This window comes from Metabacillus lacus, from assembly GCF_009674805.1.
Taxonomy (GTDB): domain Bacteria; phylum Bacillota; class Bacilli; order Bacillales; family Bacillaceae; genus Metabacillus_C; species Metabacillus_C lacus.
In genome coordinates this window covers 1-15,832 of record NZ_WKKI01000063.1, presented here as the reverse complement: position 1 = coordinate 15,832, position 15,832 = coordinate 1, and the positions used below count along the sequence as shown (strand labels likewise).

Here is a 15,832-nt window from a genome sequence, read left to right as displayed (position 1 = left end):
TCCTTTATTAGAAGTCACGGATAACGTGGGTTTAGCTTCTAGTTTAGGAGATTTTTTTGCATTCGTCCATAAAAAATCCCCCTATAATTTCAATTAATAGAGGGTAATTAAATTGATCTTTTGGCCTGTGGATACATATGCAATGATAGTGGAAATGCTCCGTTTATTCCTTCATCAGCATCACCGTCAATTCAAGATAAGCGGAAAAATTCCGGTTAAGCTCAAAATGAAGCTCAGCATCCCCCATATAAGCGGAAATGCTCCGTCAATCCCAAACTTCCTTCATCCCAATCCCTAACATAGTTTCCCTAAACTTGGTAAAAACTAAAATGGAGGTGAAGCAAATGAGAACGGCCACACTATTTTTGATCATTTTTATCACGTTATTCCCGTCATATGCGACTGCTTATAAATATCCTCAGCACCCCTCAGCTCCTGAGGCGGATCTCAGGGAGAGGGTGTCCATGGTCATTGTGATCAAGGATGCCGCTCAGCAGGTGTTCAAGAAGGATATTGCAGAAAAATACAAGACTGTTGAGATTAACAGAGAGTATCAAGAGGTGTTCACGGGGTTTGCTGTCGAGGGGGAGCAGGGGGAGATTGATCAGCTGCTGAAGGAGCCTTACGTGCTGCAGGGCAATCCTGTTTCTTCTTATTCTGCGGATATTGATGAAAGTGTTCCGTTCATAGGCGGAGAAGATGTCAGGGGATTGTTTGATGAACATCACAAGCGGCTTACCGGAAAGGGAATTGTGATTGGCGTCATTGATACAGGGATGGATTACACGCACCGGGATCTACGCAGCAGCTATGCCGGCGGCTATGATTTTATTGATAATGATGCCGACTCGATGGAGACGATGGGAAAGGGTGAGGAGCAGACGTTTCATGGAACTCATGTAGCCGGGGTAATTGCAGCAAATGGAAAGCTGCGCGGTGTGGCGCCGGATGCTAAAATTATCGCATACCGCGCCTTGGGGCCGGGCGGGGTCGGAACGTCAGACCAGATTATTGCCGCAATTGACAGGGCCATCAAAGACAAAGTGGACATTATTAATCTTTCGCTTGGAAACAGTATCAACGGACCTGACTGGCCGACAAGTCTTGCATTGAACAAAGCAGCGGAGAAAGGAATTGTTGCAGTGACTTCCAGCGGAAATTCAGGCCCAAAAAGCTGGACGGTAGGTTCACCGGGAACGGCGGAAAAAGCTATATCAGTCGGAGCTTCCACACCTCCCGGGAAAAGCCCTTTTCTGCAGATCGGGAAAAAAATGCTGAAACTGCACCCAATGCAGGGTGCTGAAAGCTGGACGCTGAATTCCTCAGAAAAAATCATTGAGGCCGGGTTTGGATACGCACAGGACATTCCAAAGAGTGCAAGGGGCCATGTTGTGCTGATGAAAAGAGGGAAAATTCCTTTTACGGAAAAAGTGCTGAATGCAGAGCTTGCCGGAGCAAAGGCGGTTTTAATTTACAATCATAAAGACGGGAGCTTTGCAGGAAATGTGGAGATTCCGGTCAACCTTCCAGTTGCTTCGCTTTCCGGAAAGGATGGCGAATACTTAAGAAATAAGGTGAAAAAAGAACTAGTTTCTACTATATATATAGACAGCACAGATGAGCTCGCAGATTTTAGTTCAAGAGGCCCTGTAACGAACACATGGAGCATCAAGCCTGATCTTGTGGCGCCGGGTGTTTCGATTCACAGTACAGTCCCGGGCGGCTATTTGGCACTGCAGGGAACAAGCATGGCTGCTCCGCATGTGGCAGGAGCATGTGCTTTATTGCTGCAAGCTCACCCCGGCTGGACGCCTGATCAGGTAAAAGCGGCGTTAATGAATACTTCAAAAAAGCTGTATCGTGATGGAAAAGCTGCTTATAAGCCGACTGAGCAGGGCACTGGCAGAATGGATGTGCTAAAAGCTGCAGAAGCTGATTTGCTTCTCTATCCTTCTTCGCTCAGCTTCGGACAGTTCAAAAGAAATGCTGAGCGGACGAAAAAGACAGTAAGCATCACGCTGGAAAATACATCTTCGGAAAGTCAAACCTTTACATTTTCCTATCCCAAGCAGCAGCAGGGCCTTCAATGGCAGATGCCGCTGCCTGTGACGGCAAAGCCTGGAGAGAAAGTAATGGTCAATCTTTCAGCTGACGTCACCCCGTCATTGCTGGAAAAAGGGAATTACGAAGGCTGGCTTCAGGTGAAAGCGGGGGATGATATGATTAATATTCCTTATTTGTTTGTGGTGGATGAGCCGGATTATCCGCGAATTATGGGCTTTTCATTTCAGGAGGGCGACATGCCGGGAACCTATCAATATGATGTATACATGCCGGGGGGCGCGGATGAAATGGGTATTGCTTTATATGATCCTGATACATTAATGTTTAAAGGGTTTCTCGATTACAGGAGAAATCTTGAGCGGGGGCTGTACAGTCAGGAGCTGAAGAACGGGAATCTGCAATTTGCAGAAGGGGTATATCTTGCGCTCGTGTATGTGAAAAAGGATGGCAGGGAAGATGTGGTCGAAACGGAAATTTTGGTGGAAAAACCCTTGTCAATAGGGGATGATTCAGTATTTGTGAACAATTTGTGTGGTCAATTTTAGATTGTGAACTTTTAGCATGAAACACATTGACAACAATATTTGCCTATTGTATGCTTAACAAGGATATAATGATAAGGTTTTCATTACTGTAAATATCCGTTAATTTTCCCCAAATTAATCCTTTTTCAGCCTTGTAGAAAGGATATAACCAAATGCGTAAAAATCAGCGTCAGCCCTTGAAGTCTATGGCTTTAATGTCTGGAATTTTATCGCAGTTAGTTGGATCTGTCCTCATCGGCATTTTTGCTGGAAGATGGGCGGATGGTTATTTTCAAACGCAGCCGCTGTTTTTAGTCATTGGCCTTCTATTGGGATTGGCTGCAGGGATTTATGCCATGCTTAAGTTAGTCCACCACTATTACTCAGGAGACTGAACATCACATGCTTGATTTGCATCACCAGTTTTTTAGATATCGCAAATACATATTTTTCTTATTGTCTTTCTATGTAATCGGATGGGGATTTACAAGCTATCAGCCGGTCTTTCTCGGCCTGATACTTGGGACAAGCATCAGTCTGTTCAATTTGTGGCTAATGGTCCGCAAGCATAAACAGTTTGGGAAAGCGATGGATGAAGGAAGAAGTGTCAGGTCGCTTGGCACCGCATCCCGGATGGCCTCAGCCGGATTCGCTGTTCTGATCAGCCTTGAATTTCCGGATGAACTTCATCTCGTCAGCGTTGTAATTGGATTAATGACGATGTACTTTGTCATTATGATAGATTATTTTGTACAACTTTTGCGCACTTAGCTGTTAGAAAGAGAGGTGAATATTTTGGGTCATGGAGCTCCAATACTTGAGAATTTCTTAGGTCTGAACTGGAACCTTGCAAATATGATGATGATCTTGATTGCATCAACAATTGTTTTCATCATTGCTGTATTGTGTGCAAGGAATCTGGCTATGAAGCCGACAGGTATGCAGAACTTTATGGAGTGGGTTATCGACTTTGTCAGAAACATCGTCGGAAGCACCATGGACATGAAAACTGGCAACCGCTTTACCATTTTGGGTTTAACTTTGCTCTTGTATATCTTTGTATCAAATATGCTGGGGTTGCCGTTTGCCGTAATTGTGGGTGAAAATCATGATTTATGGTGGAAATCTCCAACAGCAGATCCAGTCATTACATTGACACTCGCTGTAATGGTTGTTGTGCTGACGCACTACTATGGTATCAAGATGAAGGGTGTGCGGGAATACGGCCGCGATTATTTAAGGCCAATGAAGTTTTTATTCCCTCTCAAAATTATCGAGGAGTTTGCAAATACCCTCACACTGGGTCTGCGTCTTTTCGGTAACATTTATGCAGGTGAGATTCTTTTGGGACTTCTTGCAGGCCTTGCAGTGAATGGATATGCAAACGGCTTTGCAAGCGGAATTATCGGAACGCTTGCAGCAGTAATACCGATGCTGGTATGGCAGGCATTCAGTATTTTCGTAGGCGGAATTCAGGCTTTCATTTTCGTTATGTTAACAATGGTTTATATGGCACACAAAGTGAGCCACGACCATTAATAATAAAATTGTTCAATCTGATTGGACGAAAAAAATACATTTTTTATACATTTAAGGAGGACATTTATAATGGGTATGGGTTTATTGGCAGCTGCGATCGCAGTTGGTTTAGCAGCACTAGGTGCAGGTATTGGTAACGGACTTATCGTTTCACGTACAGTAGAAGGGATTGCCCGCCAGCCGGAAGCTCGCGGTATGCTTCAAACAACAATGTTTATCGGGGTTGCACTAGTAGAGGCTGTTCCTATCATCGCGGTTGTTATCGCGTTCATGGTATTCGGTGCTAACCAGTAATAACGCGAAAGGATATAGATAAATTGCTCTTCTGCAGTTTATCTATCCTTTTATATGGATGATTTTTGAAGTAATGGAAGTATCTGAAGGCGCTTTTACAGGTCCCGGACAAGCGAAGCTAATCATCGCTAAAGAAATGGCGAAGCGGGATCTTCGCCTTCCTTTATGTAGATTTATATGCAGTATCTGAATATGATTGATGCTTATGTTGCAGTTGCAACCAGTCATCATATTCCCTAAAAGACACATCCTGTAACCTTTTGAAGGGAGTGAAATTCAGCTATGTTAAACTTTGACCTTTTGGTATTAGGCGCAGCAGCTGAAGGCGGCGGCTTTTTAGCCCAATTTAATGGCGGAGATATTGTTTTCCAATTACTCATCTTCCTTATTCTTTTGGCATTATTGAAAAAGTATGCATTCGGTCCGATCATGAACATTATGAAGCAGCGTGAGGACTTGATCGCCAATGAAATCAGCGCAGCTGAAAACAGCAATAAAGAAGCAAGCAAGCTTGTCAATGAACAGCGCGAACTGTTAAAGCAGGCCCGCCAGGAATCTCAGGCGATGGTTGAAAACGCTAAAAAGGTTGGCGAACAGCAGAAGCAGGAGATTGTTGAGGCTGCCCGCGTTGAAGCTGAGCGCTTTAAAGAGTCTGCAAGAAAAGAAATTGCACAGGAGAGAGACCAGGCAGTTGCAGCATTGCAGCAGCAGGTTGCTTCACTGTCCGTGCTGATTGCAAGCAAAGTGATTGAAAAAGAATTGAATGAGCAAGAGCAGGAGAAGTTGATCAGCGACTACATTAAAGAGGTAGGCGAAGGTCGATGAGCAGCGGAATCGTAGCAAAGCGCTATGCGTTGGCTCTTTTTCAAATTGCTAAGGAAAACCAGCTGTTGGACCGGTTTGAAGAAGACATGCGCACAGTTAAAAAGGTTTTCGCTGATAATCAGACGCTTATGGATGTGCTGACTCATCCCAAAATTACGCTGACTCAAAAAAAATCAATCATCGGTGATGCATTTTCTTCACTGTCTGTCCATGTAGTAAACACGCTTCTGATTCTGGTTGAAAAGCATCGTATTACGGCAGTTTCAGAGATTGCCGATCAGTACATCGTGCTTGCAAATGATGAAAGAAGCACAGAGGATGCGGTTGTATACTCTGTAAAACCTTTAAAAGTGGAAGAAATCGCTGCGTTGTCAACGGTATTTGCCAGAAAAATCGGCAAAGCATCCTTGCGCCTGCAGAATGTAATAGATCCGAACATTATCGGCGGAGTGAAACTGCGTATCGGCAACCGCATTTATGATGGCAGCATCAGCGGAAAGCTTGAGCGCATTCAGCGGCAGTTAGCTGCAAAATAGAAAGTAGATAGGGGTGAAACTCATGAGCATCAAGGCTGAAGAAATTAGTGCATTGATTAAAAAGCAGATTGAAAACTATCAGTCTGATATACAAGTTAGTGACGTAGGTACCGTTATCCAGGTAGGGGATGGTATCGCACGTGCTCATGGCCTCGACAATGTCATGGCTGGTGAGCTTGTAGAATTTTCAAACGGCGTTCTGGGTATGGCTCAGAACCTGGAAGAGAACAACGTAGGTATCGTTATTCTAGGGCCTTTCCGCGATATTCGCGAAGGCGACGAGGTACGCCGTACAGGACGCATCATGGAGGTTCCGGTTGGCGAAGCGCTGATCGGCCGTGTTGTAAATCCTCTTGGACAGCCTGTTGACGGTCTTGGACCGATTGAAACAACAAAAACACGTCCAATTGAAAGCCCTGCACCGGGTGTTATGGACCGTAAATCTGTTCATGAACCTCTTCAAACAGGTATCAAAGCAATCGATGCCCTTGTTCCAATCGGACGCGGACAGCGTGAGCTGATCATCGGTGACCGCCAGACAGGTAAAACGTCTGTAGCGATCGATACAATCCTGAATCAAAGCGATCAAAACATGATCTGTATCTATGTTGCAATCGGACAAAAAGAATCAACTGTCCGCGGAGTAGTAGAAACGCTTCGTAAGCACGGCGCGCTGGACTATACAATTGTTGTAACAGCTTCAGCTTCTCAGCCGGCTCCGCTATTGTTCCTTGCTCCATATGCAGGTGTAACAATGGGTGAAGAGTTCATGTACAACGGCAAGCACGTGCTTGTTGTATACGATGATCTTTCCAAACAAGCGGCTGCTTACCGTGAGCTTTCACTATTATTGCGCCGTCCTCCAGGTCGTGAAGCATATCCGGGTGACGTTTTCTATCTTCACTCCCGTTTGCTTGAGCGTGCAGCAAAGCTTAGCGATGCAAAAGGTGCAGGTTCTTTAACAGCACTTCCTTTTGTTGAAACACAAGCCGGAGATATTTCTGCATATATCCCGACAAATGTTATTTCCATCACTGACGGACAAATCTTCCTTCAGTCTGACCTGTTCTTCTCAGGTGTACGTCCTGCGATCAACGCCGGTCTTTCTGTATCCCGTGTAGGGGGATCTGCGCAAATCAAGGCAATGAAAAAGGTAGCTGGTACGCTTCGTCTTGACCTGGCTTCCTACCGTGAGCTTGAAGCATTTGCACAGTTCGGTTCTGATCTTGATAAAGCAACACAGGCCAAGCTTAACCGTGGTGCGAGAACAGTTGAAATCCTGAAACAGGGTCTTCATAAGCCGCTGAAGGTTGAAAAGCAGGTTGCGATTCTTTATGCACTGACACGCGGATTTGTAGATGATATTCCTGTAGGGGATGTCGGCCGTTTTGAAGAAGAGCTGTTTGCATTCCTTGAGCAGAATCATAAAGATCTGCTGGAGCATATCAGAACAACCGGAGGACTTCCGGAAGACAAAGATATGGAAAATGCATTTAACAGCTTTAAAAAGACTTTCGCGATTACTGAGTAATTTCAAGAGGAAAAGTGCGGAGTGCGCTTTTCCCTTCCTTATAACTATGAACGGATCTTCTAAATAAAGGTGGTGAGAACCTTTGGCATCATTACGCGATATAAAAGCGAGAATCACCTCAACAAAAAAGACAAGCCAGATTACAAAAGCGATGCAGATGGTTTCAGCAGCGAAATTGAACCGTGCAGAGAGCAACGCCAAAGCGTTTGTTCCTTACATGGAAAAAATTCAGGAAGTTGTGTCTAACATCGCTCTAGGAAGCACAGATGTCAGCCATCCTATGCTGCAAAACCGCGAAGTGAAAAGAACCGGCTACCTTGTGATCACATCTGACCGGGGCCTTGCCGGGGCTTTTAACAGCAGTATTCTGCGAAGCGCTTATCAGGCAATTCAAAAGCGTCATCAATCGCCAAACGAGTACGCTGTCATTGCAATCGGAAAAATGGGACGCGATTTCTTCAGAAAACGCAACATCTCCGTAATTTCCGAGATTACAGGACTTGGCGATACGGTTAGCTTTTCCGATATCAGGGATATAGCGAGCAAAGCTGTCAACATGTTTGAAGACGGTACATTTGATGAGCTGTTCCTTTACTACAATCACTATGTGAGTGCAATTTCACAGGAAGTAACAGAGAAAAAACTGCTGCCTCTTACTGATATTGCATCGAACAAAAACTTGACATCATATGAATTCGAGCCTGCTCAAGAAGAAATTCTTGAAGTATTGCTGCCTCAATATGCTGAGAGTCTCATCTATGGTGCACTGCTTGACAGCAAAGCATCAGAGCACGCAGCACGTATGACTGCCATGCAGAGTGCAACGGATAATGCTAAAGAGCTTATCAATGCACTTACACTTCAATACAACCGTGCGCGCCAGGCTGCAATTACTCAGGAAATTACTGAAATTGTCGGCGGTGCAGCTGCACTCGAATAGCATAAGAAAAGCCGCTGTTAGTTCGTGAAAATAGCAAGTCAGGAGGGAATACGATGATTATAGGACGCGTTATTCAGGTTATGGGTCCGGTTATAGACGTGAAGTTCGATAACGGCCTTCCGGAGATCTTTAACGCAATACAAATCAAACATAAAGCGCGCAGTGCAAATGAAGTTGATATTGACTTAACATTGGAAGTTGCCCTTCACTTAGGTGACGACTCTGTGCGTACAATCGCAATGGCATCCAGTGATGGTGTTCAGCGCGGAATGGAAGTTCATGATACAGGAGCGCCAATCTCAGTTCCAGTTGGTGATATCACTTTGGGCCGCGTTTTCAACGTGCTTGGTGAAAACATTGACTTGGATCAGCCGATTGGTGCAGAAGCTCGCCGTGATCCAATTCACAGATCAGCTCCTACATTCGAACATCTTTCTACAGAAGTAGAAATTCTTGAAACAGGCATCAAGGTAGTAGATTTGCTTGCTCCTTATATCAAAGGTGGTAAAATCGGTCTCTTCGGTGGTGCGGGAGTAGGGAAAACAGTTCTTATTCAGGAATTGATCAACAACATCGCGCAGGAGCACGGTGGTATTTCCGTGTTTGCAGGTGTTGGTGAGCGTACTCGTGAAGGAAATGACCTTTACCACGAGATGACAGATTCCGGTGTTATCAAGAAAACGGCAATGGTATTCGGACAGATGAACGAGCCGCCTGGCGCACGTATGCGTGTTGCACTGACAGGATTGACAATGGCTGAATTCTTCCGTGATGACCAAGGCCAGGACGTTTTGTTCTTCATGGACAATATCTTCCGCTTCACTCAGGCAGGTTCTGAGGTATCCGCACTTCTTGGGCGTATGCCTTCAGCGGTAGGTTACCAGCCGACACTTGCTACTGAGATGGGACAATTGCAAGAGCGTATCACATCTACAAGCGTTGGTTCTGTTACATCTATCCAAGCGATTTATGTACCAGCCGATGACTATACGGATCCGGCTCCTGCAACAACATTCGCCCACTTGGATGCAACAACAAACCTTGAGCGTAAGCTGTCTGAAATGGGTATCTACCCTGCGGTGGATCCTCTTGCTTCCACTTCTCGTGCACTTTCACCTGAAATTGTTGGAGAAGAGCATTACGGCATTGCACGTCAAGTACAGCAAACATTGCAGCGTTACAAAGAGCTTCAGGATATCATTGCGATCCTCGGTATGGACGAGCTTTCTGACGAAGATAAACTTGTCGTTCACCGTGCGCGCCGCATTCAGTTCTTCCTGTCTCAAAACTTCCACGTTGCAGAGCAGTTTACAGGCCAAAAAGGGTCTTATGTTCCTGTAGCAGAAACGGTAAAAGGCTTCAGCGAAATTCTTAGCGGTAAATACGATCACCTTCCTGAAGATGCATTCCGTCTTGTCGGCCGCATCGAAGAAGTGGTTGAAAATGCGAAGAAGATGGGTGTAGAAGCTTAATCTGGACCTTAGGAGGGTATGAGTATGAAGACAGTACTAGTCAATGTCGTTACTCCCGATGGCCCAGTTTATGATGCACACGTTGAAATGGTAAGTGTAAAAGCTCAGGGTGGTGAGCTTGGGATCTTGCCGGGACATATTCCTATGGTGGCTCCTTTGCAAATCGGAGCAGTTCGCCTAAAAGACGGAAGCAGCACAAAACGTTTGGCTGTCAGCGGAGGCTTTATAGAGGTTCGGCCTGATAAAGTAACTATTTTGGCACAAACTGCTGAAACAGAAGAAAATATTGATCTTAGTCGTGCTCAAGCAGCAAAGACGCGCGCTGAACAGCGCCTGTCTGCGAAAACAGATGACATCGACCATAAGCGTGCCGAACTGGCACTGCGTCGTGCCATCAACCGCTTGGACGTACGAAGCTGATGATATGATAAAAAGACCTTAGGTGTTCATTCACCTAAGGTCTTTTTGGCTCTTTTCAGCCATTTTGTATATTCACGGTACACTGCTTGTTCCCGCTCATTTCTGACAGACAGATAATGATCCTGAAACAGGTTCAGGGAATGTGCGGTATAACGCCCAGTTTCCAATGCCATCGTATATTTGCCTTCCATAAAGGGATATTCCTTTGCTGCCCAGAAGGTATCCTCCGTATTGAAAATAACGACTTCTCCAAAATAAACGGTCATCGCTTTCTCGAACTCTTCAGGAGATATCTGCAAATCGTAAAAGCCGCCATGGCGGAACAGCTGAAAGTACAGCTCTTCCATCTCCTGTAAGCTGTTCGGACTGTAATCAAGCTTCAACCCATAATACTGAAAGATTTCCTCCATCAGCTCTAACTGCTCTTTTCTATAATCAAAGTAATAAACCTTTGCCTGTAATTCATTTTGAAAGTCAGGCAAGTTTCTTCCATACTCTTCCTGCATATCATGAAATTCTGGCTGCATGCTCTCACCTCTCCCCATCTTACTAGCCTAGTACAGGAACACAGTGTGTGCAACAGGATCTACTGATTTTACAGAAATCCTACAAATCATCATTTCTTTTCCAATTTGCTTAAGATCGGCCGGCTGTGAGGTGAAAATAGGGGGAATTGTAATAGAGGTAAACGCAAGGATAAGCGGAGATATTCCGGTTACTTGAAAAAAAGAGCGTATATTGGGGCAAATAAGGGAAGCTTTTCCGGTTAAGCACAGAAAAACCCCACATTTGGAGCTGTTTGAGGACAATAGACGGAATACCTCCGGCTATTAACGGATTTTTTATATGCTATTTTTAGCATATGCGGAAATGTTACGCCTATTTAGCAGGATAGCTTTTCCGCCAGATTCCTCACTATATAAAAAAAGAAAAAACTCACTACCAGAGGACAAAGATAAAAGTCCTGCTTGAAAGTACAGTTCTTTCAATATTTAATATAGATATACACAAAATAGAAGGATATATAGGACTAAGGGCTCTTTATTAGGGAGGAGGCTTGTTAAATAATAGTGTGAGTTGCTTATTTTTTTCGCCAATCATCTATGTATGTATATCGTGTGTAAAATTTTCGTAAAAGCATAAAAATATACATGAAATAGTTTGCAGTCTATATAATGAGTAGGGACTGTGAACGTTTCAATTGGCCAAAAGAAATTGTTCAATGGATAACTTGTTACATAGACAAACACCCGGCAAGAGCAAGCTTCATATGATAATCACGCAGGAGCAGATGGGGGAGATGCAATTATGGCAGATTTCGGACAGCAGGCATTACTCAGTATCCTGGTCCATCTTGTCTTTATCTTCATCACATGGTGGGCTTTACAGGCCATTAACATTGAAAAAGCAATCAAACGCGGCCGCGTTGTCCAGACGCGTGTCCTCCTTATATTAGTAACAATAGCGATTGCCTCACTCGTCAGTAATTTCTTTTTGAATTATTTATTGTGGTCAAGGCAGATTCCTTACTTGTTTTACGTTTACCAAAACTTTCTGATGGGAATATAGCAACTGTATTCACAACGAAAGTACTAGGCATTGTGTGTTGAAGATTGACGACTTTTTCCACGTATGTCCGCTTCCAATCCGGCAAGAATGTTAACAAGGAGAGGAAGTGGACGGAATGAAGGAAAAATTGAACGTCATCATTGCTGTTATTTTAATCTTATCATTAACGATTGTGCTGAATTCGATTGGTGCCGCAAAATTGGAAACACCGCTTGAAAGGATGGCTTCCGCTGCAGATAAACATTCCATTTCAATCAGGGAATGGTCACTTTACGCAAAGAAAAATATTGCGCTGAAAGGTGAAAAACCTGATGAATTTGTGAAACGTTTTACAGCTGAACACCGTCAATATCAGTGGGATTTTCAAGAGGATAACAACGTGCTGAAAGCAACAGGTACACTTCGCATTGACAGCCTCAATGTATCTACGCAGCTTGTAGTCACAGCAACAACCCTCAAAAATAACCAATCGCAATCGTATCTCTTGTATGAGATGAAAGGAAATGGCCTGCACACAGACTGGGAAAAAACAACGGATGTCTTTACAAAAAAATCATTCGACATTTTTCATGAAAAAGTTACAATTTTCTCTTGTATCATAGGAAATATTGATGATATGATGAAAGGTGTTTTGCAAGAAACTTTATCCACTTTGCTTATGGAATTTAACGCGGTGCCGGTGGAACAGCTTAAAGAGCAGAATTTTGTATCGGTATCAGGTTACACAAAAGAATGGGCTCAGCTGATTCCGGCTAAAAAAGGCAGCATGAACATTCAAATCGCTGTAAGAAGCGGAGAAGTGGGGAAACAGCCCACTGTTGTGATTGGAACACCAATCATAACGACTGAATATTAATATAGAGAATTTGGGACGCGGAGGGGAAGACCTTGGAAAAAATCATCGTCCGCGGCGGTCGAAAGTTAAACGGTACTGTGAAAGTAGAAGGAGCAAAAAACGCCGTTTTACCAGTTATCGCTGCATCTTTGTTAGCTAATAACGGAGAAAGCATCATTTGTGATGTACCTACACTCTCCGATGTATATACGATTAACGAGGTACTGCGCCATTTAGGTGCAAAAGTACACTTTGAAAATAATCAGGTAATTGTAGATGCATCAAGAGAGTTATCTTCTGAAGCACCATTTGAATATGTACGCAAAATGAGAGCATCTGTCCTTGTGATGGGACCATTGCTTGCCCGTAATGGAGAAGCACGTGTGGCGCTTCCTGGCGGCTGTGCAATCGGCTCTCGCCCCATTGATCAGCATTTAAAAGGTTTTGAAGCGATGGGTGCAAAAATCAAGGTAGGAAACGGCTTCATTGAAGCTGAAGTGGACGGCAGATTGAAGGGTGCCAAGATCTATCTTGACTTCCCAAGTGTAGGTGCGACTGAAAACATTATTATGGCTGCTGCTCTGGCTGAAGGAACAACCATCCTTGAGAACTGTGCAAAAGAGCCTGAAATTGTTGATTTGGCAAACTACATCAATGGTATGGGCGGATCAGTGACAGGTGCAGGAACAGGCACAATCCGCATTGAAGGTGTAGAAACACTGAGCGGCTGTGTGCACCACATCATTCCTGACCGTATTGAAGCTGGAACGTTCATGGTTGCTGCAGCAATTACAGGCGGCAACGTACTTGTAAAAGGCGCTGTTGCCCAGCATCTAACTTCCCTTGTTGCTAAGATGGAAGAAATGGGCGTAGAGATTATTGAAGAAGAAGAGGGCTTGCGCGTGATTGGGCCTGAAGAATTGAAAGCTGTAGACATCAAAACGATGCCGCATCCAGGTTTTCCTACTGACATGCAATCACAAATGATGGCATTGCTTCTTCGTGCAAACGGAACAAGCATGATTACAGAAACCGTCTTTGAAAACCGCTTTATGCATGCCGAAGAATTCCGCAGAATGAACGGCGACATTAAAATCGAAGGACGCTCTGTGATCATGAACGGCCCTATCGAACTGCAGGGTGCTGAAGTAGCGGCAACTGACCTGCGTGCAGGTGCTGCCCTGATTCTTGCCGGCCTTGCAGCTGAAGGATATACGCGTGTCACTGAGCTGAAGCACCTTGACCGCGGATACGTGAACTTCCACGGCAAGCTTGCTGCAATCGGTGCAGATGTGGAGCGCGTAAAAGAAGAAACAACAACAACTGAAAAATCTGTCTCAGACATGAACGCATAAAGCCAAAGAAGAAGCCAGTTCGCTGAACCGGCTTCTTTTTTGTGAAACTGAAAAAGCCTGTCCATGTTGTGCAGGATTCTGTCATAAATGGTTGTCCATCCCCATAAGATGAGGTATAAACATTTACTTCATTGCAGGGGGACCGGATAACATGAATTCACTGAAACCAGCCATTGCAGTTTTCGCCGGATTATTCATCATCATATTAATGATCCCTACCTTGATGGTTGCTCCATTTATGGATAGAGCAAAGGGTGAGCTTGGAGAAGATCTCCGGCAGACAGAAGAGGCAGAGGAGGCGGCAGCGCCAGTGACAGCAGAACCTGATATCGCCGTTGCAGTTTACAGAGCAAATCAGAAAAAGGTGGAGAACGTTCCGCTTCAGGAATATCTCATAGGAGTGGTGTCATCCGAGATGTCGCCAGACTTTGAGCAGGAAGCTCTAAAAGCCCAGGCGCTTGCAGCCAGAACGTATATTGTAAAAATGCTCATGTCCGACAAATCCCCTTCAACACCGGAGGGCTCTGTCGTGACTGATACCATTAGTCATCAAGTGTACAAAAGCCAGGAAGAGCTGAAAAGGATATGGGGTCATAATTATGAGCATAATCTCGCGAAGGTCAGGAGCGCCGTTGAGGCAACTGCAGGACAGATCCTAACGTTTGAAAATCAGCCGATCAATGCCCAATTTTTCTCCACGAGCAACGGCTATACAGAAAACTCTGAGGATTACTGGGCAAATCCTTTCCCATACCTAAAAAGTGTAGAAAGCCCGTGGGATGAAAAGTCGCCCAAATTTTTCGATCAAAAAGTGGTTTCCATCGCTGAATTTGAGCAAAAGCTTGGTGTGAAAATAGGAAATGCAGAAGAAGTGGGCAGAGTCCTTGAAAGAACGCCAGGCAAAAAAGTAGGTGTGGTCGAAATTGGCGGCAAAAAACTCACCGGCAGGGAGGTTCGCGAAAAGCTCGATCTTCGTTCAACAGACTTTACGTGGAACCTGAAGGGAAATAGTGTAGTCATTTCCACCAAAGGCTATGGCCACGGTGTCGGGATGAGCCAGTATGGAGCCAACTTTATGGCGCAGGAAGGCAAAAACTACGGCGAAATTGTCACCCACTACTATCAGGGTACCCAGGTCGCAGCTGCGGATCCTTTTCTTGCAAAGTACATGGCGAAAAACTAATGCAAAGAGCTGCCTGAGGCGGCTTTTTTGCGATGAATTACCCCATAGTGAAAATCCCTTATCATGGTAATAAATACCCTTAAATGCTAAAATATTGTTAATGAATCTAAGGGGGAAATCGGATGAAGGGTACAGGGATCGTTAGAAAAGTAGATGAATTAGGAAGAATCGTCATACCTAAAGAAATTAGAAGAACCCACAAGATTGACTTAAAAGATCCTCTTGAAATTTTTGTAGACGGTGATAAAATTGTTCTGCGAAAATATGAACCTAATATGGTCTGTGACGTGACTGGAGAAATCACTGACCAAAATGAATCCTTTCTCGACGGAGCACTGGTGTTGAGCCCGAGAGGAAAGGACATCCTGCTAAAAGAACTGAAACATTCGCTGCTGCGAGTGTAACAAGACTTGTTCACATAACCTAAAACGATAGTGGCGCTCAGGAATGTTTGAATTTCTGAGTGTTTTTTAGCGGGAAGATTTGAGAGCAGGATGCTTGTTCTATTGTACCAACTGCAGAGCAACTAACGGAGTTATTCCGCATATATGCGGATGGAGAACGCTCATGGGAGAAAAATAACCGGACGTTTTCCACTATCATTGCATATGTATCCACAGGCCAAAAGATCAATTTAATTACCCTCTATTAATTGAAATTATAGGGGAATTTTTTATGGACGAATGCAAAAAAATCTCCTAAACTAGAAGCTAAACCCACGTTATCCGTGACTTCTAATAAAGGA

At 44.4% G+C, this 15,832-nt stretch carries 17 protein-coding genes; 16 read left to right on the top strand and 1 reads right to left on the bottom strand.

Annotation, left to right across the window (positions count from 1 at the left end):
• Window positions 1-344 precede the first annotated feature (344 nt).
• The 11 genes from GJU40_RS18850 to GJU40_RS18800 all read left to right on the top strand — a co-directional run bounded on the left by GJU40_RS18850 (window position 345) and on the right by GJU40_RS18800 (window position 10,145).
• Complete coding sequence (locus tag GJU40_RS18850) at window positions 345-2,609, top strand: S8 family serine peptidase (protein WP_154309602.1); 2,265 nt, start codon at window positions 345-347, stop codon at window positions 2,607-2,609.
• A 152-nt stretch (window positions 2,610-2,761) separates the two neighbouring features.
• A complete protein-coding gene (locus tag GJU40_RS18845; protein ID WP_154309601.1) occupies window positions 2,762-2,983 on the top strand; it encodes an AtpZ/AtpI family protein in 222 nt (73 codons plus the stop codon).
• Window positions 2,984-2,990: 7 nt separating this feature from the next.
• Complete coding sequence (locus tag GJU40_RS18840) at window positions 2,991-3,359, top strand: ATP synthase subunit I (RefSeq protein WP_154309600.1); 369 nt, start codon at window positions 2,991-2,993, stop codon at window positions 3,357-3,359.
• Between the two features lie 24 nt (window positions 3,360-3,383).
• The gene (atpB, locus tag GJU40_RS18835) at window positions 3,384-4,127 is read left to right on the top strand and encodes a F0F1 ATP synthase subunit A (protein ID WP_154309599.1); all 744 of its coding nucleotides are present in this window, start codon (window positions 3,384-3,386) and stop codon (window positions 4,125-4,127) included.
• Window positions 4,128-4,202: 75 nt separating this feature from the next.
• The gene (atpE, locus tag GJU40_RS18830; protein ID WP_154309603.1) at window positions 4,203-4,421 is read left to right on the top strand and encodes a F0F1 ATP synthase subunit C; all 219 of its coding nucleotides are present in this window, start codon (window positions 4,203-4,205) and stop codon (window positions 4,419-4,421) included.
• A gap of 282 nt (window positions 4,422-4,703) precedes the next feature.
• Window positions 4,704-5,246, top strand: coding sequence for a F0F1 ATP synthase subunit B (atpF, locus tag GJU40_RS18825; protein ID WP_154309598.1), 543 nt, complete (start codon window positions 4,704-4,706; stop codon window positions 5,244-5,246).
• Window positions 5,243-5,782 carry a F0F1 ATP synthase subunit delta gene (locus tag GJU40_RS18820; RefSeq protein ID WP_154309597.1) on the top strand — a complete coding sequence of 180 codons (540 nt, stop codon included), beginning with the start codon at window positions 5,243-5,245 and terminating at the stop codon, window positions 5,780-5,782. The genes atpF and GJU40_RS18820 overlap by 4 nt, the downstream gene beginning before the upstream one ends.
• A 22-nt stretch (window positions 5,783-5,804) precedes the next feature.
• Window positions 5,805-7,313, top strand: a complete 1,509-nt coding sequence (atpA, locus tag GJU40_RS18815) for a F0F1 ATP synthase subunit alpha (RefSeq protein ID WP_154309596.1) — start codon at window positions 5,805-5,807, stop codon at window positions 7,311-7,313.
• A gap of 82 nt (window positions 7,314-7,395) precedes the next feature.
• Complete coding sequence (locus tag GJU40_RS18810) at window positions 7,396-8,253, top strand: F0F1 ATP synthase subunit gamma (RefSeq protein ID WP_154309595.1); 858 nt, start codon at window positions 7,396-7,398, stop codon at window positions 8,251-8,253.
• A 53-nt stretch (window positions 8,254-8,306) separates the two neighbouring features.
• Window positions 8,307-9,725, top strand: coding sequence for a F0F1 ATP synthase subunit beta (atpD, locus tag GJU40_RS18805; RefSeq protein WP_154309594.1), 1,419 nt, complete (start codon window positions 8,307-8,309; stop codon window positions 9,723-9,725).
• Window positions 9,726-9,749: 24 nt separating this feature from the next.
• Window positions 9,750-10,145, top strand: a complete 396-nt coding sequence (locus GJU40_RS18800; RefSeq protein ID WP_154309593.1) for a F0F1 ATP synthase subunit epsilon — start codon at window positions 9,750-9,752, stop codon at window positions 10,143-10,145.
• A 26-nt stretch (window positions 10,146-10,171) separates the two neighbouring features.
• Here the strand turns inward: GJU40_RS18800 and GJU40_RS18795 are convergent, their stop codons facing one another.
• A complete protein-coding gene (locus GJU40_RS18795; RefSeq protein WP_154309592.1) occupies window positions 10,172-10,672 on the bottom strand; it encodes a hypothetical protein in 501 nt (166 codons plus the stop codon).
• A 781-nt stretch (window positions 10,673-11,453) separates the two neighbouring features.
• On the opposite strand from GJU40_RS18795, the gene GJU40_RS18790 reads away from it, so the two are divergent.
• From GJU40_RS18790 to GJU40_RS18770, 5 genes are all read left to right on the top strand, one after another.
• Complete coding sequence (locus tag GJU40_RS18790; protein ID WP_154309591.1) at window positions 11,454-11,714, top strand: DUF1146 family protein; 261 nt, start codon at window positions 11,454-11,456, stop codon at window positions 11,712-11,714.
• A gap of 115 nt (window positions 11,715-11,829) precedes the next feature.
• On the top strand, window positions 11,830-12,570 hold the full coding sequence (locus tag GJU40_RS18785) for a YwmB family TATA-box binding protein (RefSeq protein ID WP_154309590.1): 741 nt from the start codon (window positions 11,830-11,832) through the stop codon (window positions 12,568-12,570).
• Between the two features lie 32 nt (window positions 12,571-12,602).
• A complete protein-coding gene (gene murA, locus GJU40_RS18780; RefSeq protein ID WP_154309589.1) occupies window positions 12,603-13,904 on the top strand; it encodes a UDP-N-acetylglucosamine 1-carboxyvinyltransferase in 1,302 nt (433 codons plus the stop codon).
• 151 nt (window positions 13,905-14,055) lie between these two features.
• A complete protein-coding gene (spoIID, locus tag GJU40_RS18775; RefSeq protein WP_154309588.1) occupies window positions 14,056-15,087 on the top strand; it encodes a stage II sporulation protein D in 1,032 nt (343 codons plus the stop codon).
• A 122-nt stretch (window positions 15,088-15,209) separates the two neighbouring features.
• Window positions 15,210-15,491: an AbrB/MazE/SpoVT family DNA-binding domain-containing protein gene (locus GJU40_RS18770; protein WP_154309587.1), complete on the top strand. Its 282-nt coding sequence runs from the start codon at window positions 15,210-15,212 to the stop codon at window positions 15,489-15,491.
• Window positions 15,492-15,832: the final 341 nt, after the last annotated feature.

What these genes read in the sequence shown, in the direction of transcription:
- GJU40_RS18840 (WP_154309600.1), top strand. Translation starts at nt 2,991, where the DNA reads ATGCTTGATTTGCATCACCAGTTTTTTAGATATCGCAAATACATATTT.
- atpF (WP_154309598.1), top strand. Translation starts at nt 4,704, where the DNA reads ATGTTAAACTTTGACCTTTTGGTATTAGGCGCAGCAGCTGAAGGCGGC.
- GJU40_RS18845 (WP_154309601.1), top strand. Translation starts at nt 2,762, where the DNA reads ATGCGTAAAAATCAGCGTCAGCCCTTGAAGTCTATGGCTTTAATGTCT.
- spoIID (WP_154309588.1), top strand. Translation starts at nt 14,056, where the DNA reads ATGAATTCACTGAAACCAGCCATTGCAGTTTTCGCCGGATTATTCATC.
- GJU40_RS18795 (WP_154309592.1), bottom strand. Translation starts at nt 10,672, where the DNA reads ATGCAGCCAGAATTTCATGATATGCAGGAAGAGTATGGAAGAAACTTG.
- GJU40_RS18850 (WP_154309602.1), top strand. Translation starts at nt 345, where the DNA reads ATGAGAACGGCCACACTATTTTTGATCATTTTTATCACGTTATTCCCG.
- GJU40_RS18800 (WP_154309593.1), top strand. Translation starts at nt 9,750, where the DNA reads ATGAAGACAGTACTAGTCAATGTCGTTACTCCCGATGGCCCAGTTTAT.
- atpE (WP_154309603.1), top strand. Translation starts at nt 4,203, where the DNA reads ATGGGTTTATTGGCAGCTGCGATCGCAGTTGGTTTAGCAGCACTAGGT.
- GJU40_RS18770 (WP_154309587.1), top strand. Translation starts at nt 15,210, where the DNA reads ATGAAGGGTACAGGGATCGTTAGAAAAGTAGATGAATTAGGAAGAATC.
- GJU40_RS18820 (WP_154309597.1), top strand. Translation starts at nt 5,243, where the DNA reads ATGAGCAGCGGAATCGTAGCAAAGCGCTATGCGTTGGCTCTTTTTCAA.
- atpA (WP_154309596.1), top strand. Translation starts at nt 5,805, where the DNA reads ATGAGCATCAAGGCTGAAGAAATTAGTGCATTGATTAAAAAGCAGATT.
- GJU40_RS18790 (WP_154309591.1), top strand. Translation starts at nt 11,454, where the DNA reads ATGGCAGATTTCGGACAGCAGGCATTACTCAGTATCCTGGTCCATCTT.
- atpD (WP_154309594.1), top strand. Translation starts at nt 8,307, where the DNA reads ATGATTATAGGACGCGTTATTCAGGTTATGGGTCCGGTTATAGACGTG.
- GJU40_RS18785 (WP_154309590.1), top strand. Translation starts at nt 11,830, where the DNA reads ATGAAGGAAAAATTGAACGTCATCATTGCTGTTATTTTAATCTTATCA.